General features: G+C 68.8%; 11 protein-coding genes. 6 read left to right on the forward strand and 5 right to left on the reverse strand.

What is annotated here, in order from left to right:
- Positions 1–22: 22 nt before the first annotated feature.
- Complete coding sequence (locus tag ABD768_RS00995) at positions 23–910, reverse strand: RecB family exonuclease (protein ID WP_343972523.1); 888 nt, start codon at positions 908–910, stop codon at positions 23–25.
- A 147-nt stretch (positions 911–1057) separates the two neighbouring features.
- Here ABD768_RS00995 and ABD768_RS01000 point away from each other — a divergent pair, with 147 nt between their 5' ends.
- Both ABD768_RS01000 and ABD768_RS01005 read left to right on the forward strand, forming a co-directional pair.
- Positions 1058–1864, forward strand: a complete 807-nt coding sequence (locus tag ABD768_RS01000; protein ID WP_344836296.1) for an intradiol ring-cleavage dioxygenase — start codon at positions 1058–1060, stop codon at positions 1862–1864.
- 34 nt (positions 1865–1898) lie between these two features.
- The gene (locus ABD768_RS01005; protein ID WP_343972517.1) at positions 1899–3050 is read left to right on the forward strand and encodes a M50 family metallopeptidase; all 1152 of its coding nucleotides are present in this window, start codon (positions 1899–1901) and stop codon (positions 3048–3050) included.
- A gap of 531 nt (positions 3051–3581) precedes the next feature.
- Here the strand turns inward: ABD768_RS01005 and ABD768_RS01010 are convergent.
- Positions 3582–4544, reverse strand: coding sequence for a DNA glycosylase AlkZ-like family protein (locus ABD768_RS01010; protein ID WP_344836300.1), 963 nt, complete (start codon positions 4542–4544; stop codon positions 3582–3584).
- A gap of 48 nt (positions 4545–4592) precedes the next feature.
- On the opposite strand from ABD768_RS01010, the gene ABD768_RS01015 reads away from it, so the two are divergent.
- The 4 genes from ABD768_RS01015 (at position 4593) to ABD768_RS01030 (ending at position 10102) form a co-directional block, all read left to right on the forward strand.
- Entirely contained in the window at positions 4593–5549 is a 957-nt protein-coding gene (locus tag ABD768_RS01015) for a tRNA (adenine-N1)-methyltransferase (protein WP_343972510.1), read from the forward strand.
- 69 nt (positions 5550–5618) lie between these two features.
- Complete coding sequence (gene arc / locus ABD768_RS01020; protein WP_343972507.1) at positions 5619–7364, forward strand: proteasome ATPase; 1746 nt, start codon at positions 5619–5621, stop codon at positions 7362–7364.
- 129 nt (positions 7365–7493) lie between these two features.
- Entirely contained in the window at positions 7494–9692 is a 2199-nt protein-coding gene (locus ABD768_RS01025) for a hypothetical protein (protein WP_344836303.1), read from the forward strand.
- A gap of 68 nt (positions 9693–9760) precedes the next feature.
- Positions 9761–10102 carry a hypothetical protein gene (locus ABD768_RS01030; protein WP_343972501.1) on the forward strand — a complete coding sequence of 114 codons (342 nt, stop codon included), beginning with the start codon at positions 9761–9763 and terminating at the stop codon, positions 10100–10102.
- Here the strand turns inward: ABD768_RS01030 and ABD768_RS01035 are convergent.
- Genes ABD768_RS01035 through ABD768_RS01045 form a run of 3 tightly spaced genes read right to left on the reverse strand, consistent with a single transcriptional unit; the run spans position 10099 to position 12848 of the window.
- A complete protein-coding gene (locus ABD768_RS01035) occupies positions 10099–10947 on the reverse strand; it encodes a hypothetical protein (RefSeq protein WP_343972498.1) in 849 nt (282 codons plus the stop codon). The two genes, ABD768_RS01030 and ABD768_RS01035, sit on opposite strands and share 4 nt — an antisense overlap.
- Positions 10944–11576 carry an RNA polymerase sigma factor gene (locus ABD768_RS01040; RefSeq protein ID WP_343972496.1) on the reverse strand — a complete coding sequence of 211 codons (633 nt, stop codon included), beginning with the start codon at positions 11574–11576 and terminating at the stop codon, positions 10944–10946. Before ABD768_RS01040 ends, ABD768_RS01035 begins: the two co-directional genes overlap by 4 nt.
- Positions 11577–11612: 36 nt before the next feature.
- Positions 11613–12848, reverse strand: a complete 1236-nt coding sequence (locus ABD768_RS01045) for a phosphotransferase (RefSeq protein WP_344836307.1) — start codon at positions 12846–12848, stop codon at positions 11613–11615.
- Between the last annotated feature and the right edge of the window lie 47 nt (positions 12849–12895).

The following is a 12895-nucleotide window of genomic DNA, read 5'->3' on the forward strand; positions in this document are numbered from 1 at the left end:
AGCTCGGTGATACGGCAGCTTTTCATCCGTCGACTCCGACCAGATCGACGCCCGCGGACTCCTGCGCGACCTCCTCGACCGAGCGGTTCGGAAGCGGCGGCGGAGTGCCGCCCCAGGCGGGGCAGATGGCCTTGTGGTCGCACCAGTCGCACAGCGGACCCGGGCTCGGCCGCCAGTCGCCGGACTCCAGCGCCCGGGTGATCGCGGTCCAGAGCGCGCCGACCTTGCGTTCACAAGCGCGCAAGTCGGCCTCGTCGGGAACGTACCGGACGATCTCGCCGTTGCCGAGGTAGACCAGCTGCAGCATCGCCGGTACGACGCCGCGCAGCCGCCACAGCACCAGCGCGTAGAACTTCATCTGGAAGAGCGCCTTGGCCTCGAAGAACTCCGACGGCGACCGGCCGGTCTTGTAGTCGACCACCCGGATCTCACCGGTCGGCGCGACGTCGAGGCGGTCGACGTATCCCCGTAGGGTCAGGCCCGACTCCAGCTCGGTCTCCACGTACAGCTCGCGCTCGGCCGGCTCCAATAGGTTGGGGTCTTCGAGCTTGAAGTACTTGCCGAGCAGCCCGTGCGCCTCGGCCAGCCACTTGGCGAGCTCCTCGCCGTCGGCGTCCTCGGCGAACAGCTCCGCGACCTCGGGCTCGGCCTCGAGCAGCTTCTGCCATTGCGGCTCGAGCATCTCGGCGGCGTGCTCCAGCGTCCGCTGGCCGCTCGGCAGGTCGAAGAGCCGCTCCAGGACGGCGTGCACGACGGTGCCCCGGACCGCGGCCGGCGAAGGCTTCTCCGGCAGCCGGTCGATCACCCGGAACCGGTACTTGAGCGGGCAGCTCATGAAGTCCGCCGCCCGGGACGGAGACAGCGCTCCGTTCGGGTGGCCGTGCTTGTCGACTGCTGGTGCGACGCTCATGCCGCCAAGGCTAGGCGAGACCACGGACAGTCGGGGCCGTCGCCGCACTGGTTGTGGACAACGGGCTCCCAGCGAACTCCCAGCAGACTTTCGGCGAACCATCGGTCGGGGTCGGCACGCTGGAGGCACCAAGCAAGGGAGACCGACATGCACGACCACGACAGAGGCCTCGAATTCGACCTCGGCATGCTCCGCCGACGCAACGTCCTCAGGCTGTTCGCCGGAGCCGGCCTGGCGGTGGTCGCCGGCTGTGCGGCGGACACGAGCACGTCCGGCGGCTCGTCGCCGAGCGCGGCCGGTACGACGAGCAGCACGCCGTCGGGGACCGGTGTCGACGAGATCCCGGAGGAGACGGCGGGGCCGTTCCCGGGGGACGGGTCCAATGGGCCGAACGTGCTGACCGAGTCGGGCATCGTGCGCAGTGACCTCACCAAGAGTTTCGGCAGCGCGACCGGGGTGGCTGAGGGCGTCCCGCTGACGGTGCAACTCGTAGTACTGGATGCGGCGAAGGACACGCCTCTGGCCGGTGCGGCGGTCTACCTGTGGCATTGCGACGCCCAGGGCCGCTACTCGCTCTACGACGGCGAGATCACCAACGAGAACTACTGCCGCGGAGTACAGGCTGCGAATGCGGCCGGCGAGGTCACCTTCACCACGATCTTCCCAGCGGCGTACCAGGGGAGATGGCCGCACATCCACTTCGAGGTCTACTCGTCGCTGTCCGAGGCGACGGCCGCGGGGAAGATCAGCGCGACCTCACAGCTCGCGCTGCCCGAGGAAGCCTGCAAAACGGTCTACGCGACCACCGGCTACGACGGCAGCGCCCAGAACCTCGCGAACACGTCGCTGCGGACCGACAACGTGTTCCGCGACGACGCGGCCGTGCACCAGCTGGCGACGATCAGCGGGGACGTGAAGAGCGGATTCACGGCTCGGCTTGCCGTGGGGGTGTAAGGCTTGTTAACAGGGGACCAGTAGCGTTGCACCGATGTCCGATTCGCGTGATCCCCAGAGTCCCGCCCAGCCTGCCGGCCCAACCCCCGGTACCTGGGTGATCGGTCGTGTCCGCGGGATCAAGCTGACCATGCGGTTCACCTGGCTGCCGGTGGCGATGCTGCTGGCGCTCGGTTTCGCCAGCGTGATCGGGCAGCAGTTCCCCGAGCTGGGCAGCTGGCGCTACGTCGCGTCGTTCGCCTTCGTGGTCGCGTTCACCGCCTCGATCCTGATCCACGAGCTGGCGCACGCGCTGGTCGCGCTGCGGTTCGGCATCTCGGTGACCGAGATCAACCTCGGCTTCTTCGCGGCCGGCACGCACATCGAGGGGGAGCGGAAGAGCCCCTTCGAGGAGTTCGCCGTCTCCGTGGTCGGCCCGCTGGCGTCGCTGCTGGTCGGCGGCCTCGCCTACCTCGGCTCGCGGGCTGTGGATGAGGGCGTCGGGTATGTCGCCTTGTTCGAGCTCGCCATCGCCAACCTGATCGTCGGCGTCACCAACCTGCTGCCCGGGCTGCCGCTCGACGGCGGCTGGGTGCTGCGCGCCTTCGTGTGGAAACTGACCGGCAACATGCACAAGGGCACGATCGCTGCCGCCTGGGCCGGTCGCCTGATCGCGATCGCGGTCCTGGCGGCGCCGGTGATCCTGGAGCGGGTTTTCGACCGGCAGCCCACGCTTGTCGACTTCATCATCGCGCTGGCGGTCGGGTTCTTCCTCTGGATGGGCTCCACCGCGTCCCTGATGCAGGCCCGGCTCCGCAGCAAGCTGCCCTCCCTGCAGGTCCGCACGCTGGCCCGCCGAGCGATCGCAGTACACGCCGGTACGCCGATCTCGGAGGCCGTACGACTCGCAGCAGGGGCTCAAGCCGGCGCGGTCGTGGTCATCGACGGCGACGACAAGCCGCACGCGCTCGTCTCGGAATCCGCCGTCAACTCGGTCGCTCAGAACCAGCGCCCGTGGACCACGGTCGGCGAGGTCGCCACCCGGATCGGCGCCGGCCACATCATCGGCGTCAACGACACCGGCGAGGAGATCCTCGCGACGCTCCGCGAGAACCCCGCTTCGGAGTACCTGGTCCTCGACGCCAACGGCGCCGTCTACGGCGTCCTGGCCACCACCGACGTCGAACAGGCCTTCCGCAACCGCTGAGCTGCGCACCAGCTCGTCGCCGGAGCTGCGCGCCTCTCGATGGACAGGTTCACCACCATGCCCGGCTTGCCCGTTTTGCGGCCCGGGATGAGCATGGCCAGTCCTGTGGGGGGGGGGCGACGTCGAATCGGTGCCTGGTCCGGCTGTCTGGAAACTTTTCGTCGCCAGGTGCAAGTTAGTTTCCGCCTGCCCGCAAGTAGCGCCCGGATCACCCCATGGACGGCACGATCCCCGCCAACCCGCCTGTCCCACCGCGGCGAGCGCGCCGCCGGACCGCCACGCACGCAGAACCCCTGCCGACCGCCCCGACACGCCGGGGTAAGCGCTTGCCCGCCAAGGTTACGCGTGCGCGCCACTCCGGCCATTGCCTCCAGCAACCAAATCCGACCACTTCGCGATCCCAGCCCCGCGACACGACCGGCCTTGCCAAGTACCCCCTTGGCTCAGACCCCTCCGCGGATACCGCGAACCACAGCACCCTGGTGCCCAGCAACCACGCCGGCGCCGCCAGTGCGTCCACCGCATCGCTGGTCAGTACTCCGTGATGCTCAGCGTCATCTCAGCGCCCGGAATCGGCATGGACAGGGCCTCGACCTCAACTTGAGCTCGAACCCCGGCCGCCGGCGGACCGACGTGCTTGACGTCGATCCGGCCGTCCCGGCGACCCCACATGCCGACCAGCCGCCCGTCCGCCAGCAGGCCGTTCGGGTGGAAGGTGTCGTACAGCGGTAGGTGCTTGCTGCCACCTGGCCCGACGAAGAGGCCGTGGCGGTCCTGCCCGAGCAGGCGAAGGTCGGGGGTAGGCAGGAAGCGGGCACCGGTCGGCTCCGGAGGGTTGCGGACGGCCTGCTCGGCCTCCGGCAGGATCCACGCGCGGTGACCGTCCAGGGCGACCTCCAGTAGCTCCAATTGGCCCCAGACCTCGCGGGCGTCCTTGGGTGAGAGACCGGACCACCAAGCGAAGGCGGCTGGGGTCGTCGGGCCGAACGCCTCGACGTGGAGGCGACAGAGTGCGCGGTGGGCGGCCATGAAATCGATCTCGGGGCGAGGGACCTCACGGAAGTACAGGGCACTGGTCGTCCAGCGCAACGCTATGCGGCCGGTCGCGCAGGCGCCTCTGAGGTCCGGAGCCCCGCTGCGGCCCTCTGTGCCGGCCAGATCCCGGCAGATGGTGTCTGCGGCCGTCTCCCAATACTTGAGCGCCTCCGGATCAAGCGGGAGGCGACCGACGGTGAAGACGCCGAAGTCCGCGCGCGGCAGGACGTACACAGCCGCTCTGGGGCTGTAGGTCTGGGTCAGGTCGGGGTGCTCCCACGCAGACGGCTCGCAGGCATCTACCCGGGCGTGGAGCGCAACCAGGGCGTCACGTGGGGCGGTGTCCTGGAGGCCGTAGCGGGCGGCTTCGGCGTACGAGCCGGCTGGCAGGCGGGTGCTGAGGTGGTTGACGGAGAGGTGGTGGGCTACTGCTTGCTGACGGGTCAGCTGGAGGGGCATCGGCGGCATTCTCGGCTTGTCGGGGTGGCGAAGTAGGGTGAGCGCCTTATGTCTGATCTTCGTGATTTTCCTGATGCTTCCTTCTCCGGGGTGCACCACGGGCCGCTGCAGGCCGGTGAGTGGATCACCCTGTCCGACTCCAAAGGGCGCCGGCACTCGGTGTTCCTCGAGCGCGGGAAGATCTTCCACACCACCAAGGGCGGGATCGAGCACGACGAGCTGATCGACGGCCCCGACGCGGTGACGATCCGGTCCAAGGGCGGGGTCGAGTACCTCGCGCTGCGGCCGTTGATGGCGGACTACTCGGTGTCGATGCCGCGTGGTGCCGCGGTGATCTACCCCAAGGACACGGCCCAGATCGTGACCATGGCCGACATCTTCCCGGGCGCGAAGGTGGTCGAGGCCGGCGCCGGGTCGGGCGCGCTGACCACGGCGCTGTTGCGGGCGGTCGGCATCCATGGGCAGGTGATCTCGTTCGAGCGCCGCGAGGACTTCGCCGAGGTGGCCCGCAAGAACGTCACCGGCTTCTTCGGCGCCGAGCACCCGGCCTGGACGCTGCACGTCGGCGACCTGGTGGAGTCGCTGGAGGAAGAGGACGTCGATCGGATCGTGCTCGACATGCTGGCCCCCTGGGAGTGCATCGACGCCGCTGCGGGTGCCCTGGTGCCGGGTGGGGTGTTCTGCGCGTACGTGGCCACCACGACCCAGCTGAGCCGGGTTGTGGAGACGCTGCGGGCCCATGGCGAGTTCACCGAGCCGCGGGCCTGGGAGTCGCTCGTGCGCGACTGGCACGTCGAAGGGCTGGCGGTCCGTCCTGGCCACCGAATGCAAGGCCACACGGCCTTCCTGGTCACGGCTCGACGGATGGCGCACGGCGTCCAGGCGCCGCGGAAGAAGCGCCGGCCGGCCCCGGGCGCGTACGGCGACGACTATTCCGGGCCGCGCAAGTCCGATACACCCACCGACACGCCGGGCACAACCGATTCATCCGCAACCGACACGTGATGGGATTCAGCTTGCTCGGCGTGCTTTTCTGGGTAAGGTCCATAGGGTCGAGCCCCACATGGTGAGGTGATGATCGTGGCTGGAGACGAGAGTCCTACCGCGGCAGAGCTGCGTAACCAGGTCCGTTACCTGGAGGCCGAGGTCGCAGCGTTGCGGCGGAGGTTGTTGGAGCACCCGGCGGACAGCCGGTCGCTCGAGAGCAGACTGTCCGAAACCCAGGCGTCCTTGTCGAGTGTGACCGCCCAGAACGAGCGGTTGGCGGAAACACTGCGCGAGGCCCGAGAGAAGATCATCGCCCTGAAGGAGGAGGTCGACCGGCTGGCGCAACCGCCGTCCGGTTTCGGTACCTTCCTGGGCCGCAACGACGACGACACGCTGGACGTGTTCACCGGGGGCCGCAAGCTCCGCGTCGCCGCGAGCCCGTCAGTCGACCTGGACGGGCTCCGGCTCGGCCAGGAACTGATGCTGAACGAGGCGCTGAACGTGGTCGAGGCCTGCGACTTCGAGGTCGTCGGCGACGTGGTGATGCTGAAGGAGCTGCTGGCCGACGGCGAGCGGGCACTGGTGATCGCGCAGGCCGACGAGGAACGCGTCGTCCGGCTCGCCTCGCCGCTGCTCGACATCGCGCTGCGGACCGGCGACTCGCTGCTGCTGGAGCCCCGCTCCGGCTATGTCTACGAGAAGATCCCGAAGTCCGAGGTCGAGGAGCTGGTGCTCGAAGAGGTCCCGGACATCGACTACACCCAGATCGGTGGTCTGGCCGGCCAGATCGAGGCGATCCGGGACGCGGTCGAGCTGCCGTACCTGCACAAGGACCTGTTCCTTGAGCACGAGCTCAAGCCACCGAAGGGTGTGCTGCTCTACGGCCCGCCCGGCTGCGGCAAGACGCTGATCGCGAAGGCGGTGGCGAACTCGCTGGCCAAGAAGGTCGCCGAGCGGACCGGGGTGGCGGAGCAGAGGTCGTTCTTCCTCAACATCAAGGGCCCCGAGCTGCTGAACAAATACGTCGGCGAGACCGAGCGGCACATCCGCCTGGTCTTCCAGCGGGCCCGGGAGAAGGCCTCCGAGGGCATGCCGGTGATCGTGTTCTTCGACGAGATGGACTCGCTGTTCCGCACCCGCGGCTCCGGCGTCTCCTCCGATGTCGAGAACACCATCGTCCCGCAGTTGCTGAGCGAGATCGACGGTGTCGAGGGCCTCGAGAACGTCCTGGTGATCGGTGCCTCGAACCGTGAGGACATGATCGACCCGGCGATCCTGCGGCCGGGCCGGCTGGACGTGAAGATCAAGATCGAGCGGCCGGACGCCGAGGCGGCGCGCGACATCTTCTCGAAGTACCTGACGACGACCCTGCCGCTGCACGCCGAGGACCTGAGTGAATTCGGTGGCGACCGGGCCTCGTGCGTGAACGGGATGATCCAGCGCACGGTCGAGCGGATGTACACCGAGGCCGACGAGAACCGCTTCCTCGAGGTCACCTACGCCAACGGTGACAAGGAGGTCCTGTACTTCAAGGACTTCAACTCGGGCGCGATGATCCAGAACATCGTCGACCGGGCCAAGAAGATGGCGATCAAGGCCTTCCTGGACGACAAGCAGAAGGGCCTGCGGGTGCAGCACCTGCTGCAGGCGTGCGTCGACGAGTTCAAGGAGAACGAGGACCTGCCGAACACGACCAACCCGGACGACTGGGCCCGGATCTCCGGCAAGAAGGGCGAGCGGATCGTCTACATCCGGACGCTCATCTCCGGCAAGCAGGGCACCGAGCCGGGCCGGTCGATCGACACGGCCACCAACACGGGTCAGTACCTGTAACCAGCTCCAACCGCAGCCGCCCCGGTCCGCGATGTCGGACCGGGGCGGCTGTTGCGTTGGCCGCCCGGTCGTGCTTTCTTAGGCTCCAAGGGGAAGGGCCTGGGGGAGGGCTACAGGGGGTGGGCGAGCATGCCCAGGTTCAGCATGTCCGGGATCGTTCAGCAGGTGGCGCGGGCCGACTGGCTCAGGCCGTTCCTGACCGGGTTCTTCATCGACGGCGTCGAGGTCACGCAGGTGATCCAGTACCGGCACGCCGCCGAGCACCTGACCGACTCGGACGATCATCGTCCGGACAACTCGATTCAGCTGGTCGCCGACAAGACGGCGTACGTGCGGGTGTTCGTGCACGGCGTGTTCAACGATGTGCCCAATGTGCGGGCGAGCGTGACGGTGCAGAAGATGCGGTACGGGGTCTGGGTGGATGCCGGGTCGCTGGTCCAGCAGATGCCGGGGTCTGTGACAGCGCTTGCCGATCCGGACTATGCGACCGAACGCGGGTCGCTGGCGAACAGTCTCAACTTCGTCATCCCGGCTGCTCAGATGCGTGGGACGTTCCGGCTGAAGGTGTCCGCGGTCAGCGGCCGCCAGGTGGCGGAGTACACGCAGGTGGTGAACGCGAGCCTGCTCCAGACGCTCAAGGTACGGATGATTCCGGTCCACTATTCGGGCGACGACATCGCGGGCAACCACGTCGACCTGCCGGCGCCGTCGCTGGCCGACCTGCAGTCGACGGTACGGCGGACGCTGGACTGGTACCCGGTCTCCAAGACGCCCGAGCTCTCGGTCGCCGGCCAGATGAACTGGTTCGTGCCGCTGACCGGCGGCATCGTCAAAGGCAAGTGCCCGGACGTCTGGAACAGCTTGCTGGCCTGGCTCTACCTGGTGAAGATGGCCGACGGCAACAAGCCCGGCTGGCTGTACTACGGGATGCTGCCGAGCGCGATCCCGCGCGACGGTACCGGCGGTTGCGGAGGCGGTGGAGCCGGACTCGGCGCCGGGCCGGTCGGGTCCCAGGAAGCGATGGGCCACGAATTCGGCCACGTGCTCGACTTCAGGCATGCACCGTGCGGACTGACCAACGATCCCAAGGTCGACCTGAACTATCCGGCGTACGAGCCGTACGACTCGGAGACCAGCAAGATGGCGTCGATCGGCGAGTACGGCTTCGACCTGGCCGGGCCGACCATCATCTCGCCGGCGGTCGGGCGCGACTTCATGTCGTACTGCAATCCGCGGTGGCCGTCGCTCTATCAGTACCAACGGATGCTGCAGCATTCCGCGCTGAACCCGACCTGGATCCCGGGGCCTGGTGACATGCGGCCGCCGAATGTGGAGCTGGATCTGGACGGGCCGATCCCGCACTACATCCCGGACCCGCCGCCACCGTGGGTGGTCGATCTGCAGAGTCCGGTGCTGACGTTGATGGTGTTCGGGCGGCTGGTCGACGGCCAGATCGAGGTCGAGCACGTGCTGACGCTGGAGACGACTGTCGCGGCGTTGGGGAGCAGTCTTCCGGGGACGCGGCTCGATCTGATTGACGACGTGGGGCGGATCGTCGCTACTGCGCCGGTGCAGGTGGTCGAGACTGCCGCGTGTGGGGATGGGCAGGGCGGCTGCGGCGGATGCAGTGGAGGTTGCGGTGATCCAGCGAGTTCCGGAGTGATCTGTGCGGTGATACCGGAGCCGCCGCGAGGCTCTACGTTGCGGATCGTGCGGGACGAGGAGGAGACGTGGATCCGGGAGCCTGCTGGTGCTCCGCCGCGAGTAGAGGGCCTGCAGGGCGCTGTGGAGGGTGACTGGGTGCGTCTGACCTGGCAGGAGGAGGTGTACGCCGAGAAGGTGCTCCGGCTGCTGCGCTGGTCGGCCGACGAGGGGGAGACCTGGCAGGTACTCGCCGGTGCGCTCGATGCGGGCGAGGCGACCGTACCGGTGGCCCCACTGCAGGCTGGGTCGGCGCTAGTGCAGGTGATTATCTCGGACGGCTTCGACACGGCAGTGAGCGAGTGGACGCGGCTCGACGTACCCAGACGACCACCGGAGGCCTCCATCCTCGCACCGGCGTCGGGGGCGACTGTGCGGGCCGGTTCGTTGGTACGGCTGTGGGCACTCGCCACGGACTGCTTCGGCCGGCCGCTGGCGGATGAGCAGCTGCACTGGGAGTTGGACGGGCAGCGCGTTGGTACCGGCTCTGAGGTCTTCGCGGACCTGATGGACTTCGAGGGCGACCACCGGGCGGTGCTGGTCGCCGACGACGGCAACGGCCGGGTGGAGGTCGTGTCGGACTTCTGGGCCTCCGGTGACGGGCGGGTGCCGCATCGCCGCCGGTGATCGTCAGAGGGGCGGGTAGGGGGTTTCCCCGATAGGCAGCGACCTGCTCGCGTCGTACCTTGACGGGTATGGCGACGGACGAGATTCGCAAGGACCTGCGGGCCGCGGTGGCGGCACGGCAGGAGCTGGGGCCGGAGTACGAGCTCGAGGTGATAGAGGGGTTCCTCTCGAAGCTCGATGCGCACACCGCCCAGCATCTCGCCACGCCGCCGGTGCAGGCACCGAAGCCGAGCCGCGAGGGCGACCCCGGTGGGCTCGCCCTCGCGATCGTCTCGGTCACCGCCGGCATCCCGATCACCGCCATCGCCGCGGCCCAGGAAGGCGCCTTCGCCATCGTCATCTGCTGGGGCGGCCTGGTGGGTATCAACCTCGCTCGCTCGATCTCCCGCTTCATCGGCCGCCAGCACTAGTACCGCAACGGCACCGGGTTTCCGCTGGAGTCGAAGGCCCGGAACTCCTCGCGCTGCTGGGCGCGGGGTGTTGCGCCGGTGTCCACGACGCTCTGGGTGAACCCGAACCCGTCGGCGACCGCGCCTTCGGTCCACGGACCCGCACCGCCGGTCCAGACGAACCGGGACTCGAGGCGGGCGATCCCAGGCCGGACCCGCATCAAGGATGTGCCCACCTCTGCTCCGGCGTTGCTGCTGCGCGGACCATCCGGGGGCAGCTTCCCGGACGGGCCGACCCGGCCGGGCGGGATGGACGGCGGCCTGACGGCCGTCGTGCGGTCGATGATCAGGATGCCCTGGGCGGCGGTCGGGATCTTGGCGATCTCACTCTCCTCGTGGCCCGTGGCCACGGGAACCGGCGCCAGGCAGAACGACAGCGGCGGGTGACCCGTCGGTCTCGGCGCAGGCTCGCGCACCAGCACGATGGTGCCTGGGGTGTCTGCGGGCCCGCCCTCTCCGAACACGCGGCGGCTCCACACGGTCTGCAGCGGCCGGCTGTGCGGGATCATGCAGTCCTTGATCGCCGCCTTGACCTGCTGGGGAGTGGCCGGGCCGAGGTCGCGGTTGACGATGCCGGGGTCGCCGGCCGGCGGTACGTCGGGCTTGCTCGAGCCGCTGTGCTGGTCGACGGCTACGAGCGTGCCGGCGACTACCGCGAATGTCGCGGCGACGGCGAGGGCAGGAACGGCCCAGCGGCGGATGCCCTTGGACGGTGGGCGGTTGGTATCCATCACGCGGTTGCGCAGGCGGCTGCGCTGGGCCGGACTGAGCGGCGGTACGCGCGGCGGCTCCAGTCGGGTGTTCATGAGGTCTCCTCGGAGAGCGCGTCGCGGTCGAGCAGGTCGGGGAAACGACGGCGGGTGCGGTGGAGGCGGGCCTTGACGGTGCCTAGGGGGACGCCTAGGGCGTCGGCGGCTTCCGCTTGGGTGAGGCCGGCCCAGACGACCAGTTCCAGGGTTTCGCGTTCGTGGCGGGGGAGTTTGGCGACCGCCTGGCGGATGCGGGACATCTGGCGCTCGTCGTCGAGTCTGCGAGCTACGTCGGCGGCGTGGTCGGACCCTTGCGCGGGGTCGGGCAGGCGGTCGAGCAGGTTGCGGAAGCGGGCGGCTGTGCGGGCCAGGGTGCGGCACTCGTTACCTGCGACGACCAGCAGCCAGCCACGGGCGCTCGGAGCGGTCAGCGGGCCTGGTGGGTTGCGCTGGAAGCGGCGCCAGGTGTTGAGGAACGTGGTCTGGACGACGTCCTCCGCGGTGTTCCACGAGGCGGTACGCCGGAACGCGAAAGCGTGCACATCGTCCGCATAGCGATCGAACAGCTCGCCGAGGGCGTGTCGGTCGCCTTGCCGCAACCGGTCCCACAACTCACGGTCCGGTGGGCTCCCTGCGGATCCGGTCGCCATGACGGGCTCCGTCTCGTCGGTCAGGATGTTCTTCACACCGGGGAGTGACCGCTCGGTCCGCCGATGGTTGCATCACAACCGGGTCAGGATCTCCGCGAGTCCGCTCTCCACGTCGTCCGGCAGGTCGAGCAGGAGGCCCCGGTGGACGCCGTACCAGGGGGCTAGGCGATGCCAGTCGAGGGCGCGCTGGCGTAGTACCGGGGTTACGTCGTAGGTCTCGGCCAGGCCGGTCGCTATGCCGTCCGGGGCGTCGTTGAGGAGCCAGGACAGGTCCAGGGCCGGGTCGCCGATCTCTGCGTCGGTCCAGTCGATCACGCCGCCGATCCGGCCGTCCTGGACGAGGATGTGCTCGTCGCCGAGATCCCCGTGGACCAGTGCAGTGCGGGTGGTCGCCACGCGGGCCAGGAGTTCGAGTGCGGTCTGTCGGGCGTGGTCGGGGAGCAGCGGGACGACCTGTGCGCGGCACTCGTCCAGGAAGACCGTCTTGGCTGCAGCGGCCGTCGCTGCGTCGACGGCACCTCGGGCTGCGGCCTCGGCCGGGTCTACGGAGTGGAGAGCGCTGAGGAATTCGCCTAGTTCGCGGCCGAGCGCAGTACTGCCTTCTTCGAGTGGCCTACCTAGCAGGACGCGGTGGCGTACGCCGTACTGCGTCTGCTCGGGCACTGGGACCGGTACTGGGAGTTGCGGGGCCAGCCAGGGCATCAGGGTGGTCTCGGCCAGCAGGCGCAGGCGGACCGCCTCGCGACGCGGCTCACGGTTGAGCCACTCGCCGTCAAGCCACGCCCGGCTGTCCCAGCCGTTGTCATCGATCGTCAGCGCGTAGGTCCGGACCAGTGGGCCGAGCAGGGCGACGGTGTCCGGCATGAACGACCACTCGTCGAACTTGGCCACCAGGTCAGCCGGTGACATCCACGCGCCCCACTCGACCTCCTCCGGCTGGTGCTTCACCGGGCCGTCCCAGACGCAGGTGTACAGGTAGGCGCGGTAGCTGGTGTGGTCGTCCGCGTAGTCGCCCTCGGGCAGCCTGGTCAGCTCGACCCCGGTGATGCCCAGCTCCTCGTCCAGTTCCCGTACGACGGCGTCGTACGGATCCTCGCCCGCCGCGACGACACCCCCGGCCGCGAAGTCGTACCGATGCGGGTAGACGTCCTTGGTCGGCGTCCGGCGGTGCACGTAGATCTCACCGGCGCTGTTCCGGACCAGTACGCCGGTGGCCCCGTGGCGCAGGTTCTCGCGCCGCATCACGGAGCGTGGCGCCGACCCGCACACCCGGCCGTCGCTGTCCAGCAGAGCCACCAGTTCGTCCATTTCCGAAGTCTCACAGATAACCCTGTGGACACTTCAACGCAATTAGT

It is taken from the genome of Kribbella ginsengisoli (assembly GCF_039537185.1).
Lineage (GTDB): Bacteria > Actinomycetota > Actinomycetes > Propionibacteriales > Kribbellaceae > Kribbella > Kribbella koreensis.